This is a genomic window from Parasutterella sp. (assembly GCF_057870745.1).
Map to the genome: position 1 here is coordinate 1 of NZ_DBMALT010000055.1, position 14109 is coordinate 14109.

General features: G+C 45.6%; 12 protein-coding genes and 1 pseudogene. 5 read left to right on the top strand and 8 right to left on the bottom strand.

What is annotated here, in order from left to right; genetic code table 11:
* Positions 1-96 precede the first annotated feature (96 nt).
* Positions 97-1107: an MlaD family protein gene (locus ACZND6_RS11565; RefSeq protein ID WP_278384235.1), complete on the bottom strand. Its 1011-nt coding sequence runs from the start codon at positions 1105-1107 to the stop codon at positions 97-99.
* A 191-nt stretch (positions 1108-1298) separates the two neighbouring features.
* Between ACZND6_RS11565 and ACZND6_RS11570 the strand changes: the two genes are divergently transcribed.
* The gene (locus ACZND6_RS11570) at positions 1299-2465 is read left to right on the top strand and encodes an alanyl-tRNA editing protein (protein ID WP_489524703.1); all 1167 of its coding nucleotides are present in this window, start codon (positions 1299-1301) and stop codon (positions 2463-2465) included.
* Between the two features lie 148 nt (positions 2466-2613).
* Positions 2614-3429 carry an ABC transporter permease gene (locus ACZND6_RS11575; RefSeq protein ID WP_008812272.1) on the top strand — a complete coding sequence of 272 codons (816 nt, stop codon included), beginning with the start codon at positions 2614-2616 and terminating at the stop codon, positions 3427-3429.
* A gap of 100 nt (positions 3430-3529) precedes the next feature.
* On the opposite strand, the gene ACZND6_RS11580 is transcribed toward ACZND6_RS11575, so the two are convergent.
* The 5 genes from ACZND6_RS11580 to ACZND6_RS11600 form a co-directional block, all read right to left on the bottom strand.
* Positions 3530-4225 carry a hypothetical protein gene (locus ACZND6_RS11580; protein ID WP_489524704.1) on the bottom strand — a complete coding sequence of 232 codons (696 nt, stop codon included), beginning with the start codon at positions 4223-4225 and terminating at the stop codon, positions 3530-3532.
* Between the two features lie 165 nt (positions 4226-4390).
* The gene (locus tag ACZND6_RS11585; RefSeq protein ID WP_300876484.1) at positions 4391-5482 is read right to left on the bottom strand and encodes an ABC transporter ATP-binding protein; all 1092 of its coding nucleotides are present in this window, start codon (positions 5480-5482) and stop codon (positions 4391-4393) included.
* Positions 5483-7153 carry an ABC transporter permease gene (locus ACZND6_RS11590; protein ID WP_489524705.1) on the bottom strand — a complete coding sequence of 557 codons (1671 nt, stop codon included), beginning with the start codon at positions 7151-7153 and terminating at the stop codon, positions 5483-5485.
* An 82-nt stretch (positions 7154-7235) separates the two neighbouring features.
* Positions 7236-8225, bottom strand: a complete 990-nt coding sequence (locus tag ACZND6_RS11595) for an ABC transporter substrate-binding protein (protein WP_489524706.1) — start codon at positions 8223-8225, stop codon at positions 7236-7238.
* A 257-nt stretch (positions 8226-8482) separates the two neighbouring features.
* On the bottom strand, positions 8483-8758 hold the full coding sequence (locus ACZND6_RS11600) for a hypothetical protein (protein WP_300876478.1): 276 nt from the start codon (positions 8756-8758) through the stop codon (positions 8483-8485).
* Between the two features lie 254 nt (positions 8759-9012).
* Between ACZND6_RS11600 and ACZND6_RS11605 the strand changes: the two genes are divergently transcribed.
* A complete protein-coding gene (locus ACZND6_RS11605) occupies positions 9013-9672 on the top strand; it encodes an alpha/beta hydrolase (RefSeq protein ID WP_489524707.1) in 660 nt (219 codons plus the stop codon).
* Between the two features lie 448 nt (positions 9673-10120).
* Positions 10121-10699 carry a C4-dicarboxylate transporter DcuC gene (dcuC, locus tag ACZND6_RS11610; RefSeq protein WP_489524708.1) on the top strand — a complete coding sequence of 193 codons (579 nt, stop codon included), beginning with the start codon at positions 10121-10123 and terminating at the stop codon, positions 10697-10699.
* 288 nt (positions 10700-10987) lie between these two features.
* On the opposite strand, the gene ACZND6_RS11615 is transcribed toward dcuC, so the two are convergent.
* Both ACZND6_RS11615 and ACZND6_RS11620 read right to left on the bottom strand, forming a co-directional pair.
* A complete protein-coding gene (locus ACZND6_RS11615; RefSeq protein ID WP_293738357.1) occupies positions 10988-12091 on the bottom strand; it encodes an IS110 family RNA-guided transposase in 1104 nt (367 codons plus the stop codon).
* Between the two features lie 154 nt (positions 12092-12245).
* A complete protein-coding gene (locus tag ACZND6_RS11620; RefSeq protein WP_489524709.1) occupies positions 12246-13628 on the bottom strand; it encodes an ISAs1 family transposase in 1383 nt (460 codons plus the stop codon).
* A gap of 201 nt (positions 13629-13829) precedes the next feature.
* On the opposite strand from ACZND6_RS11620, the pseudogene ACZND6_RS11625 reads away from it, so the two are divergent.
* A pseudogene (locus tag ACZND6_RS11625) lies at positions 13830-14109 on the top strand (transposase); the annotation flags it as partial.

Sequence of the window (14109 nt, forward strand, 5' to 3'; positions counted from 1 at the left end):
TTAAATTTGCGGGTACGACCGGCCATGAAATTCCTCCATTCATGGCCGTATTATACTTCTTATTCTAATTAGATAACGTAATTTTAGAATTTTATACTAGTGCCCCGAACTAATCGGAGAGGGATGAGGGGTTCGAGGAACCAAGAAGTTCGGGTCTTGCGCCAGGTTCTCCGATAAAGTCTTGAGATTGTTTGAGATATCTTTCAAATTGAGAATTAGCTCTCTGATGTTATAACGGTTATCTACTATCGCTTGGTCTGCACCGGAAATTGTCTTATTCAGCTGAGTGACGAGTCCCGATCCTTTAGTTTCATGAAGGGTAGTGTTTAATTTTTCCGTTGTTTTAGTGAGTTCTGAAAGCAATGAATTAACGCGCGCAACATCTACTTTTGAGAGGATCGAATGGCTGGAGTTGACGTAATTTTCTGCATTTGAGAGCAGCGTGTGCAGTTTATCTGGATCCAGCATACTGACTGTATTGTTAAGTGTTGTGAGGAGCTCCTTTGTGGACTGGGTTTTTACTGCATCCGGAGTTACATCATCAATTTTGGTCTTAATGTTTTGCAGCGTTGCCAGGAAATGCTGGATATTTTCCAAAATCTCATTAGTCAGACTGATGGTCGCTGGAACGTAGATATATTTCGGTTTCCAAGGCACATCTTTAATTTCGGGCGGATAAAGTGTCGGGTTTAAAAAATTAGCCGCAAGGTAAATTGTTCCGGTGACTCCGGCCAACTCCGTTTGGAACCGCAATCCTTTCTGAATGAGATCTGGCAGCTGCTCTTTGAGCTGATTTTCATCTATGTAGACAATCATTCGTACGACTGCTACAGACGCATCAGGTGAAAACAAACTGATGTGGTCATCGGGGTATACCTTGCTCGACAATGAAATTTCGGTGACTTTTCCGATATCGATGCCCTTGAATTTGACCGGTGCCCCAGGGGAAAGGCCGTTTACCGATTCTGTGAAATAGGTTTCAACGATCGTTTTAGGCCGGAAATAATTTGGTGTAAAGACGGTGCAAAGCAGACCTATGAGTATTGCGATCACAATCACAATGCTCATGCCGACCCAAAAGTGAAATTTGTCTCTTGATGCACTCATCTTTCAAAATATAAAACCATTGCCTAGCTCATCATTATAGGAAGGTAACGGCGGTTTAAGTTCTAGACAACCCAGGTCGATCCCAAAAGTGAGAATAAATCCAAGGATGAGAAAGCTTTATGCAAAACAGTTTCTTTTCTCTTGACTGCCTATAATCTTCGGCAACCAACTAAAAGCAGTGGAGACATTCAATGGAAACAATGCAGGAATTGTTTTATCGTGATCCGTACGCAAGAGAATTTTCAGCAACTGTTACTTCCTGTCGCGAGGGCAAAAAAGGATTTGAGGTTGTGTTGGACGACACCGCCTTTTATCCTGAGGGCGGCGGACAGCCCTCTGACGAGGGGACCTTAGGAGAAGCTAAGGTTATTTTTGTAAAAAGGCTCGGTCCAGAGATTGTTCACTACATAGACAAGCCTCTGGAAGTTGGGTCTACAGTGATTGGAAAAATCGATTGGGAACGCCGTTTTGACAATATGCAAAATCATACTTGCGAGCATATTTTCTCCGGACTTGTTCACCAAAAATATAAATTGGAAAACGTCGGGTTCCATATGGATCCGGACGATATTACCGTTGATTTCAGCGGTGAAATCCCGATGGAATCGATCCCTGAATTAGAACAACTGGTGAATCAGGCGATCACTCAGGATATTGATCTTAAAATTGAGTTCCCAACTGAAGAAGTCTTAGAGGCGATGGAATATCGCAGTAAAAAGGAATTGCGTGGCGTAGTTCGCATAGTGACAATTCCGGGATGCGACCGCTGTGCCTGTTGCGGTACCCACGTTCGTCGTTCTGGAGAAATCGGAATGTTCAAGATCCTGGATGCGTCCAAACACCGAGGAGGAACAAGAGTTCGTTTTGTAGCCGGTGAACGGGCTAGGAGAGATTACGGATGGAGGGTAAAGGAGATAGCAAAGGTTTCTGCTTTATTCTCCGCTAAGCCGCATGAAATTGCTAAAGCAGCGGCAAATTTCATTGAAGAAGGAAAAGCGAAAGACCAGAAGAGTGCCCAAAGAACTGAAAGATATCTTCAGTTTGTGGCTTCCGGCCTTGTGTCTAGGAACGGTCTGGTGAAAGTTTTTGAAGAGGATTTGTCTCCTTTTGAGTTAAAACGTTTTGTCGGATTGCTGAAAGAAAAATTTCCCGAAAGTTCAATCGGAGTTTTCAGTCCGATAGAGGGCGGATTTAATTATGTTATTGCGTCATCAGATGCGGAACTCCCGAAAATCAGTAAATCCTTGAATGCCAAATTAAATGGGCGTGGAGGAGGCCGCGACGGAATGGTTCAGGGAACGTACCGTGTGGACAAGAAAGCCGTTGAAGAAGCTTTTGACGAGATATTTTCAAAATAAAACTCAAGTGTGAACATGTTCACATGTGTTTACACGTGCTGATTTTGAGTTGAGATACGTGCCCTAAAGAAAGTCGATTCGTAGAATGGATTTCGTAGATAGGTCACATGAAGTCAGTGAAAACGACTAGAGGCTTGAGGAGGAAGAGATGGCAATTAGCGGATCAAACGATATATCGCTCTTGCAAATGGGCATCGGTTTATTACCGGTTGGGATCTCCCTGTTTTTATCCTGGAAGTACAAACTAGGTCTCTCTAAGTCGTTAATTATCGGAGTCGTCAGGGGTACGATTCAGTTGGTCGCTGTTGGATACATCCTTCTTTGGGCTTTTCGACAATCAGATCCCTGGGTGCTCGCTGCCCTTATCTTGTTTATGGTGGGGGCGGCTTCCGAGTCCGCTTTAAAACGCTTGGGCGGTCTCCAGAATGCAAAAAGTCGGAGAAAGTATCGGTGGATCCTGTTTACCGCGATTTTCTTGGGGGCAGGGTTAACGGTTTCTTACCTTGAATTTGTTGTAATTCGTCCGACACCTCTTTGGGAAGGCCGTTACTTGGTTCCGTTAGCTGGGATGATTGTTGCTAATGCTATGAATTCGGCTGCTTTGGGCGTTGAACGTTTCAGAAGCGAGCTTGAATTGCGATCAGGGGAGATTGAGACATTGTTGGCGCTAGGGGCGACGCAGCAACAGGCTGTGCTTAAAACGGTCCAGGTTTCTGCTTCTGCCGCGATGCTTCCCGCGATCAATATGTTGATGGTTTTAGGCATCGTGGCGCTCCCCGGGATGATGAGCGGCCAAATTTTAGCTGGTGAATCGCCCTTAACTGCTGTCAGGTATCAGTTATTAATCTGTTTTTCTATCGCCGCAACAGCGGCGATCGTGACTTGGGTCAGCATTCAGATGACTCAAAAGCTTTATTTCACTAAAAACGATCAGTTTATCCGTTCACAAGATTCCGGAGACTGACGAAAGAAGAGAAAAAACAGACGCCCTCGCAAATCGCCCCGGCGCTTTCTTGGCAATCTCCTTGTCATAAATGACAAGGAGATTGCCAATTGTTCTTACGTCAACGCACGGGGCGTTCTGCAGTACCTGTTAAAGAACGAATGCGCTTATAGATTTCATTACATAAACACTGGTAATTATTAGCAGCTTGTTCGATAGAGGCAAATGGTGGGCGCTTACATTTTTTAGCGAGGTCTTTTTCCCACAAAAGTTGATCTTCCAATACTGTTTTTGGTTGTGGGCTGGAATTTTCTGCGGCTTGGACGGTTCCGAACAAAATTTGCTCAAGTCTTTGATACTCTTCTTGAAGACAGAGAATTTCGTGGCTTTCTATTTTCCCTGCACGCCGTAAGCAAACTTTAAAGTTTGAATTTGTTTCAAGCTTCTCACCTTCCAACATGTCTAGGCGGTCTCTTGCAGCTTGAAGGTAGCAGGCCAAGCTAAGATGCTGCTGATCATTTTGTTTGCGGAGTGAATAATCACAGTGACTTTGACGCCAACTTTCCCATTGTGATTGGTAACGCTGGGCGGTAATTCTTTCCGACTCCGCCAGCAACGTCATATTTCTATCAAGTGCTTTTGCAATGGACATATCAAGACGCTCGAGTAACCGCTCTTGACAAGCTGTTAATTGTCGATCATTGACTGCCCCTTTACGGCAGGAAATATATTGCTCGTCTTCCTCGAAGTCCGAGGCTGATACAGCAGAAGAAAGGGCCAAAATAACGACAGCGAGAGATAAGCTTAAGCGTTTCATAAAAAATCCGTTGCGTGCATCACAATTGCGAGATTTTATTGTAGAGATTTATGAAACTGTTCTCTTCGTTGATACTAATAATTTTTCCTTCCAGAAGCTCCGAATAAGAACAAGCCGCCTCAGGAAAAACGAGGCGGCTTGACGTAACTGTGATCGTTGCTTAAGTTATTCGCCGTTTAGAAGTACACCGGCATCCGGAACAAACGAAGCATCTAATGTCGAGCCTTCCGGCAGTAGTGAAGTGCCGGGAAGAAAAGGAACTGACATCGAGTAAGGTTTCGGATTGATACCATTTACTACTTCAAACTGGTAGTCTACCCGGTCTCCTTCAAAGAGGCGATTAATGAGTTTGACTGCCAGACAGTTTTCCGAGGTGCCGATGTTGAGGTTTTCTGGTCGTACGATCAGGAGCGCTTTTCCCCCAATTCTTGGGGGATTTAGGACACCCATTCGAGCTTTGACCCTACGGCCGGCAACATCGACAAGGCCGTACTTATCTTCAACAGAAACAAGCGTGCCGTAGAAAAGATTAGCCTGCCCGATGAAATCGGCAACGAAAGGCGTTGCCGGGTCATCATACAAATGCATAGGCGTACCGATTTGTTCAATCTTGCCCTTGTTCATCACCATGATCCGATCAGACATGGTCAAAGCTTCTTTCTGATCGTGAGTCACGTAGAGGCAGGTCAATTTGAGTTCCTGTTGGATTCTACGGATTTCCGTTCTCATGTGCAGGCGCAGTTTTGCGTCAAGGTTCGAGAGCGGTTCATCCATAAGAATCAGTTGCGGTCTTAAAACCAGTACTCTGGCTAAAGCGACACGCTGCTGCTCACCGCCTGAAAGCTGGTTAGGGTAGCGATGCTCGGCTTTTTCCAACCCGACCATAGCAAGCGCTTCTTTGACTTTCTGTGCAATGACGTCGGAAGATTCTTTGCGAATACGCAGACCATAGGCCACGTTATCGAAAATCTTCATGTGCGGGAACAAAGCGTAGTTCTGGAATACGAAGCCCATGCCGCGTTCATTGGCAGGGATTTTTGTGACGTCTTTGTCTCCCAAAAGGATTTGGCCCTCCGTAGGAGTTTCAAAACCTGCGATCATGCGCAGAGTGGTAGTTTTACCGCAGCCGGACGGTCCTAAGAACGTGAGAAATTCGCCCGGTTTAACTTCAAGATTTACGTTTTGAACGGCGAAAAACTTTTCGTTGTCCTTAATGTAGCTGCGGGAAATGTTTTTAAGCGTAAGAGATACGGACATTTAACGAAGTCCTCCGGAAGCGTCGCCTACCGGACAAAGAACTTTTGCCATTAAAGCCATAAAGGCAGAGGCGGCGAAGACAATCAAAATTAAGACGATGGAGAATGCACAAGCTTGAGCGAACTGAAGCTCGGTCATGCACTCCAAAATGCGTGTTGTGATCAGGGTCCAGTTCACGGATACCAAGAAGATCGTGGCGCTAATAGCGGTCATCGAGTGGATGAACAAATAGCGCATACCCGTTAACACTGCAGGCAGAACCAAGGGAACTGTGATCTTACGGAACGTGTAGGCTGAAGATGCACCCAAACTTGTAGAGGCTTCTTCAATAGACGGGTCGATCTGCGTCAATGCAGCAATTACGTTGCGGATACCGGCTGAAGAATAGCGGAATACGTATGCTGCGATAAGGATGTAGACCGTACCGGTCAGAACCAGAGGCTGGTCGTTAAACGCAATAATGTAGGCGATACCGACCACGGTACCCGGCAATGTGTAGTTCAAGAGGGAGACAGTTTCTAAGGTCTTGTGACCGCGGATCTTTAACCACTTGCAGACATAACCGATCAAGACTGCGAGCAGGCCGCCGAGCGGGGTGCCGATACAGGCGATCAGCAAGGTGTCTTTAATCGCTTTCATGCCGAAAGTGAAGACGTAGTGGTAGTTTTCAAGCGTCAGCGAATTATCAACGCCCCAAACCTTCACAACAGAGCCAACCAAGATGATGGCATACAGATAAAGAACAAATGCCGTAATAAAGGCAACTGTACCGATAACGATCGAAGAGATCAGGACACCGGGGCCCTTAATAGAACTTCTTCCGCCGGCTTTGCCGCTGACAGTAACAAAACTCTTGCGGCTGACCCAGAAATTCTGCAGAGCATAAACAGCTAAAGCCGGGATTAAGAGCAGGAAGGACAAGGCAGCGCCGCCCTTAAAGTCATACATGCCGGTGATCTGCAGGTAGGCCTGTGTCGGCAGAACGGGGAAGGAGTGGCCGCCTAACACCAACGGTGTTGCAAAGTCTGCGAGAGAGCAGGAGAACACCAGAAGGAAGGCATTGGCTAAACCCGGAACCGACAGGGGAAAGGTAACGGATTTGAAAACGCTGAAAGGAGATGCGCCTAGAGAATAGGCGGCGTCTTCTAAGTTGGGGTCGATTCTCATAAGAATCGTCGACAGCGTCATAAAGGCAATGGGGAAGTAAGTCAGTGTTTCTGAAATAAACGTTCCCCAGAAGCCGAAGAAATTGAAATTTTCCAGACCCAAGGCCGTCAGGATGATGCCGTTGGGTCCTAAGCAGAGCGTCAGCGCAATACTTGATGTGAATGGAGGTGAAATCAGCGGCAGCAGTGTTACCGCGCTGATAAAGAAAGTAAGCCACTTCGGCAGCGACAAACGCGTCACTGCGAAAGCAAAAATGAATCCGATGATCGTGCCGGCAAAACCGACTGCGCACGCCAGAATAATACTGTTGACAATGGCTCGGCGGTCATACCAATTGGCGAGGAACGGCAAGAGGTTTTCAAATGTCAGGTGACCGTCGACAATGAAAGTCATTGCCAGGAGGCGAACGATCGGGTACAGGACGAATACGCCCATGGCGAGCCAAAGGACGCAGATGGTGAGCAAGGTCAACGGGTCCCTCTGCTGCTTGGTTCCGCTCGTCATTTAAGTACTCCTAATGAAACGGGGGTTCGACTTGGTCAAGCAGAACCCCACAATTTTTAAATCACGTTAAAACGGTGAAAAATTACTTAATGACTTCGTTAATCCAACGGTTTGTATATTCTTTGCGTTTTTCGCCCTTCCAAGCCACGTCAACGTCTTTCATGTTGATCTTGGAGAGGTCAAGAAGCGGATTGCTGGTCTTGACGTCGGAACGAGTCGGTACGTAGTTGATCTTGTTTGCGACGATGAAGTCGGCAAATTTCTTGCTGGTTGCCCAGTCGACAAACTTCTTAGCGGCGTCCATGTTCTTAGCGCCTTTGACGATACCGGTGGCTTCAATACCGTAGGAAACGCCGTCCTTCGGATATGTGATCACGACAGGGTAGCCCTGCTGCTGGATATCGAGTGCGTCAACGATGTAGAAGATGCCGGAGCCGCACTGACCGGTAGCGATAGGCATTGCGCCGCCCGCACCGCTCTTGGTGTACATCTGGATGTTGTCGTTTAATTTCTTCTGATAAGCAAAGGCCGGATCTTCGCCCATGACTTTCACGAGGGAGTAGATACGTTCTGTGGCTGTACCGGAAGTACGAGCGTCGGCCATCTGGAGGTTGTTTTTGTAGCGCGGATCAAGAAGGTCATTCCAGGATTCCGGAGCGTGCATCTTATTCTTTTCCAGGAACTTGGTGTTTGTTAAGAAGCACAGAGGAATGATACCGATGCCGGTCCAATGGTTCTGAGGATCACGCAGGTTTGTGGGAATTGCGTCGGAATCTTTCGGACGATACTGCTCGAAGATGCCTTCTTTGATGCCGGCTGCGTATGTATCAGCAGGTCCGCCGAGCATAACGTCAACCTGAGGATTCTTCTTTTCTGCATTCAGACGGGCCAGAGCTTCGCCTGAAGAGAAACGCATGAAGTTTACTTTGATGCCTGTATCTTTTGTGAATTCTGCGAAAACCTTAGAGGCATATTTCTCAGGCATGATGGAATATGCGTTCAGTTGTTCGGCAGCATTAACAGATCCTGCCAACAGCGTAAATGCCATTGCGGCAACGGTAAGTAATTTCATAGAGACCTCTGAGTTAACCGACGAAACGTCGTAATAGTCGTAATTGTAACCACGACAGCTTGATTTGTTGAACTTTTTTTGCGCAAGACCGAAATAAAACCCTTATTTCTCGGGCTTCCCATGAGACAAGAATCCAACAAATCGAGAAATAAATGCTCGCAGCGGGCTCTGATGAAAATAAGTACCTTGTTGAAAAAAGAGAATTTTTCTGGAAAACCAAAAAATAAGGCAGCCGAAGCTGCCAAGAAACTGAAGAATCAGACGGGAGAATTTTCACCTTCTAAAACGGAAGGGAAGTCGCGGAAATCAATTTTGGACTTTTGAACTTTCTCTTTGATGGGCAGAACTTTATGGATCGGCTCGTTATGCACTAAGGAAAGCAGCATGGATTGGTATTGATCTTCCGTCATTTCGCAAAAAACGGATTCCCCGTTGACCATGCTGAAACGCACTGGTTCTTTAAAAGAACGGGTGTCGGTGAAGCAGACAAGATTGAAATTGATGAGTTTTCCATCCGGAAGCACGACGATCATAGTTACTCCTTGGTTTTCTTTATTTTCACAGCTCGACCACTCTATTCTAGCTGTCGATGACGCCTATGAGCTGAAAGAGCGCTCTGAGTTCGAAAGCTTTTTGAAGCTTGCAGCAAAAGGAGCTATACCATTTTTACTATTATTTTGGCAGTAAAAGTCGCAATGTAGATTTACGAGTTTCCTTTGTGCTCTCACGCTGAAACAGGAAGTATCGCCTCTACAATGTGGCGGACAGATAACGCTCTGATGGTGGAATGATGGAAGAAGAACTTATTGAGTTAGGATCACCGACTGCTTCTAAAAGAGTGATTCTTCTCCACGGATTGACGGGGACGGCATCCGTTATTCGACTGGTGGCTGAATATCTTTGTAAAAGATTAGGCGAAGACTATTCTTTTCTTCTCCCGACGGCACCGATCATTAAAGTAAAACAATTTAACGGTGAGCCTGCACATGCTTGGTTTGACGTAAAGAGCTCAGACTTTCGAAGGGAAGCAGATATCGACGGAATTTTTGAATCCTCGGACCGGATCGCTTCCCTAGTTAGGAATGAGATCTCTCAAGGCGTCAGCCCTAAAGACATTTATCTCGGCGGTTTTTCTCAAGGCGGAGTCATTGCTTTAACAACTGCACTTTTGGAACCTTTTGCGGTCGCGGGTGTTTTTGCCTTTTCTTCCTACCTTCCTTTAGAAGATCAGTTGACAAGTCGGATGACGGATGTCTCCAAAGACGTCCCGATCTTCCAAGCGGTGTCACTCAAAGACGAATTTATTTCTCAAGAAATGTCTGATAAAGCCTCCGCTTTTTTGAGAAACCGCGGCAACCCTGTCCTCATACAAAATTACGATATGAAGCACGAAATCCGGAATAGAGAACTAGACGACGTCATCGAGTGGATCAAATCGTTAGCCTAAAAAATATTGCCAAGCTAATCAAAGGAACATAAAAAATCCGCCGGCGAAGAATTCTTGCCAGCGGGTTTGTTAACTTCAGGAGTACTTCTCTAACGGCTTTTATTCTACGCTTCCTAAGTAAAAATACTAGTATTTTCTATATATTCCTTTCCTATTTCAGGGGAAAGATACCTAGAACAAGGTATATATCTAGCTGTTTCGCTAAGAAATTTTAACAGTGAGACAGTGTACTCACCGTGAAAATTGCACAAAAAATTTAGAGAAATATTTGTCAAATAACTTTCGTCTATTGCTTATTTGTGTTGCGCGCATCGTACAAAGCAGATTAGGAATAACGCTGAGGAATCACGTAAGAACAAGTAGTTAACAAAAAGTTACACCATTCACAAGAGAATTTTTAAGTTCTAGCATGGGTACATAATTATTAACTCAAATCCATAGGTGCAATATGGTTGGTGTAATCCTTACGCTGGTCGCCATCGGGCTGGTCAGCTACTTCGTTATCAAAAACTACTATCCTCCGATTATCCTTTTGCTTTTGGGCTTGCTGCTCCTTTTCTGTGCTTATTTGGAAGGAGTTCCCGCAGTTGCTCCCAAAGCTTCCACAAACTTCTTCGCTTTTGACTTTGCTCAGGCATTTACAAATCTCTTAAAAGGACGCTTGCCCGGCTTAGGCCTCAACATTATGGCCATTGCCGGCTTTGCTGTTTATATGGACCGCATCGGCGCCAGCAAAGCACTGGTTAAGCTGTGTGTTAAGCCTCTGAAAGCCATCCGCTCTCCTTATGTCCTGCTGGCTCTGACTTACGTCGTCGGCCAGTTCATCGCATTGTTCGTGAACTCTGCCGTAGGACTCGGCCTTTTGCTGATGGCTTCTATTTATCCGCTGCTGGTTGCTTTGGGCGTTTCCCGCACTTCTGCAGCCGCCGTTATCGCCACAACCTGCTGCTTGGACTTAGGACCGTCCAGCTCCAATCTCTGGAACCCGCCTAATTGTCAAGTTCGTTTTGGCAAAATCCTCTCATAACCATTACTTCAGGCTATTTAAACAAACTTCATTACAATTTTTAGACTTGTTGTAAAAGGCTAATCCGAATATGTTTTGAAAGAGGCTTTTTAGCAATCTCTTCAGGCTGTCGCATGTCAAACGATGACATTCTGCCTATTATGAACTTCAAAAAATTACTTCCAATGCCTCATAACGCACCATGCTTGCGATTTGTTAACAAGTCGGACCTGCAGGCTGTCTGGAAGTGCCCTTTGCTTTCTCATAACATATTGGCTTAGATTGCCTTTTGACTCCAATACTTTTGGCTTACAAGCTGCACCTTGCTACACCGGCTTTCTTAATATCGAATTTCTTTTTGTATTTCAGTACCGCAAAGGCTATTCTTAATAACTTGGCTGCTAATGCGATACTCAATTTTGAACACGGCATACCGGCCGACAGTTTCTTATCTATCCATTTTTTCAAGGCTGATTTCGGTAGGCGCCCCTTTGTGTGCTGTATCAAGACTGCGTGAGCCCCTTGGACTAAGAATGCTCTCATCAATCTGTCGCCATGCTTTGTTATTTTTCCCATCTTCTCGTTATGTCCTGTGGTATGGCTTCTCGGGACCAACCCATAATAAGCGGCAAGATTCTTTGGCCCTTCAAATCGATTGATATCCCCAATTGTTGTTAGGAGCCTGCTGACACATTGAGGACCTAACCCCGGCACCTCGAGCAAGCGTTCTGCCGTTTCATTACCCTTCAAACCTTGTTCGATAGCTTTGTCTATTTGTTTAATGTCAATGGTGAAGCGGGCTGCGTTGCGAAGAAGTCTTTTTAACGGCTCTTTAATCTCGTCCGGCAATTTCTGAGTCTCTTCAATAATCGGTCTAATTTTTGCTTCTGACATAATGCTTTTGGAGATGACAAGGCCATAGTTTTGACAGATGCCCTTTATGCAGACAACACTGCAAGTGCGTTGTTTTATGAGTTGTTGACGGACTACCTGCAGGGTTTGCATAGTCATTTCAGATTTTGCTTTAACTCTTATGAATTTCAGCATTTCATCTTGCGCCAGGAACGCAATGGCTTGGGCATCGTTCAAATCGTTTTTCTGACCGGCAAAATGCGACTTTACATAATCCTTAACTGCTTCTCCGTTAATGACACGGCATTCATGTCCGAGCTCTTCCAATTCGTGTACGAGATAAGTCATACCATTGCAAGGCTCCATCGCAAAGACAGTAGATCCAAGTTGCCGCGCCTGGTTAAGCAAATCAGAATACTTGAGTCGGTCAATAGCATAAAGTTCACCATCAGTCGTGATCGCAATAACTGCTGTATCAGTTTTAGCTAGGTCGAGTCCGATTACCAGATAATCCTTAGAGACATCCAGCTGCTGAACTGCTAATCTTTTCATTCGTGACATGGAATCCTCTCTTAACTGTTTTTACACTCTTTAGTTTGACCAACTCCTTTTGAGTTGGCTAGATGGCGGGTTCCATGTCATTACGCATCAGAAATTAAGCAAAGGACCACGATATGGGCCTCCTTTTAACGGGAGACCTTAGCTCAGGGTTCTGCTAGATGCGTATGCAATCGTTCATTGCAACCAACATATCCTCAATTTTATTCAGCCTCGCTCTAATCACCGGTTTGGAAGGCGCCTCTTTGCCCGTTGCTTCCTCCAAACGTGTTTGGATTTTCGTCGTGAAGTTAAGGGCGATCTTGTTAAGCAGTGTTCTTCCGGCCAGATACTGAGCGTTTGTGCACTGCAACCGGTCCTGATTAAAAGCCATGTCTAACGCCCAATGGCCTTTGTTTTCAATTACCCAGTGCTGACGAATGGCACGATGCAGAACCTGCTCCACATTCGGGGCATCGTACCTTAATGATGAGATGTAATAGCGGACCTGAGGCCCAAGAATTTCTCCGGTGTTTTTCTTCAACGTGTCAGTGACGGCTTCCACGATTGATCCTTCATCGAGGCCAACCCATTTATTAAGAATTTCTTCCGGTAAAAGAGCTCCCGGAAGAACTCGAGTTTTTCTTTTCGTAATTTTGCCGCCTTGGTCTGTTACCGAAGGCCGCGCAATTTTGTACTCATGTGTTCCCAGTTCGAAGAATCCGCGCACCTGTTCATATGTAAGATCCTGATTAGCCTTCAGAGCCAAACAGTAGTCGGCCTTTTCGGCAATGATCTTTGCGGCGAACTCGGTTTGTGTATTTAAAGCATCTGCCGTGACGATTGCCCCTCGAATGTCTAAAGTGTCGATGAGCTTTGAGGCATGGGTAATTTCGTTGTTCTTTTCACCGATGACTTGCTGAGCCAGAATCAACTCGTTGTCTGCATCCATGATGTTTAAAACATACGGGGAGTGCTGAGAAGAATCCCGGGAAGCCCTGATAGCCTGTCCGTCGACAGCAATTACCGGGTGAGACAGTCTGCTGCGCAGCATCTCAACGAACCGTTCGATCAGAGCGGCATTTTTGTCTTTGCCGATAATCATCGTGATGCGCCTGACGGTATCGTGAGATATTTCCTCATCAGGAAAGTTGGGGAAGGTCTTGCTCAGCAAGGGGCGGCATTGATGCCAGAACTCTGCAATTTCCGTGCAGGAAGTTTTGCCTTGCATCGCAGCAAGAAGAATGACGCAAAAGACAATATCCAATGGGTAAATGATCCGTCCGGGATCTCTGGGATCAATCACTTCTTGGGCAGGTGCGGCAATCTTAGCCGCTTGAAGTGAACCTTTTCTTCTGCGCGGTTCCAGAGTAACCAATTTCTCCAAATCAGTTTCACCGGGCGGAAGTTTTCCCAAAGTCTCCGTTGAAATTCTTCTGCTGTTTTTAATCTTTGGATCGTAAACGCTGACGACTCTTTGAACATAAGTCCAACCGTCTTTTCGTTTCGCACGAATGATAGAAGTGTGCTCTTTTGGGTTATCAGATCTTGGTCTTGACATAGCAATCACCTTATGTTGATCTCTAATATTATACTATTCATCACGATAAAAAGCAAGCGCTTTATCCAATAAATTCATGCAACTATCAGAAATTTCCGCAGAGATTATTAAGATTTTTTATTAGGCTCTGTTCAGAGTAAGTATTGATATTAATTGTCGCGCCTCCATTTAAGGGGTATTTTTAAGTTAAGGAGGTACCCTATGTTTACCACAGCAGTAGATAAGCTCCTTTCGCAGTTTTTTCCTTAAGCGCTGAAGAAAGATCTTGCATTCTGGAAGTTCTCGTTGATAGCCAGCCCATTAACAACTCCGATGGAGTCGAAAGCTTTCTAAGCAAGAGGCTCGATGTCAGCCGGTCAGGTCGGCCCGTCTGTCCGCATTGCGGCTCATTAAAAGTTGTAAAAAACGGCAGACACTGTGAGACTCAACGCTTTATATGTCGAGATTGCAGCAAAAGCTTTGGTTGGAGCAGCGGGTCCTT

Excerpts from the sequence above, each read along its gene's own strand:
- ACZND6_RS11565 (WP_278384235.1), bottom strand. The coding sequence starts at position 1,107 with ATGAGTGCATCAAGAGACAAATTTCACTTTTGGGTCGGCATGAGCATT.
- ACZND6_RS11570 (WP_489524703.1), top strand. The coding sequence starts at position 1,299 with ATGGAAACAATGCAGGAATTGTTTTATCGTGATCCGTACGCAAGAGAA.
- ACZND6_RS11575 (WP_008812272.1), top strand. The coding sequence starts at position 2,614 with ATGGCAATTAGCGGATCAAACGATATATCGCTCTTGCAAATGGGCATC.
- ACZND6_RS11580 (WP_489524704.1), bottom strand. The coding sequence starts at position 4,225 with ATGAAACGCTTAAGCTTATCTCTCGCTGTCGTTATTTTGGCCCTTTCT.
- ACZND6_RS11585 (WP_300876484.1), bottom strand. The coding sequence starts at position 5,482 with ATGTCCGTATCTCTTACGCTTAAAAACATTTCCCGCAGCTACATTAAG.
- ACZND6_RS11590 (WP_489524705.1), bottom strand. The coding sequence starts at position 7,153 with ATGACGAGCGGAACCAAGCAGCAGAGGGACCCGTTGACCTTGCTCACC.
- ACZND6_RS11595 (WP_489524706.1), bottom strand. The coding sequence starts at position 8,225 with ATGAAATTACTTACCGTTGCCGCAATGGCATTTACGCTGTTGGCAGGA.
- ACZND6_RS11600 (WP_300876478.1), bottom strand. The coding sequence starts at position 8,758 with ATGATCGTCGTGCTTCCGGATGGAAAACTCATCAATTTCAATCTTGTC.
- ACZND6_RS11605 (WP_489524707.1), top strand. The coding sequence starts at position 9,013 with ATGATGGAAGAAGAACTTATTGAGTTAGGATCACCGACTGCTTCTAAA.
- dcuC (WP_489524708.1), top strand. The coding sequence starts at position 10,121 with ATGGTTGGTGTAATCCTTACGCTGGTCGCCATCGGGCTGGTCAGCTAC.
- ACZND6_RS11615 (WP_293738357.1), bottom strand. The coding sequence starts at position 12,091 with ATGTCACGAATGAAAAGATTAGCAGTTCAGCAGCTGGATGTCTCTAAG.
- ACZND6_RS11620 (WP_489524709.1), bottom strand. The coding sequence starts at position 13,628 with ATGTCAAGACCAAGATCTGATAACCCAAAAGAGCACACTTCTATCATT.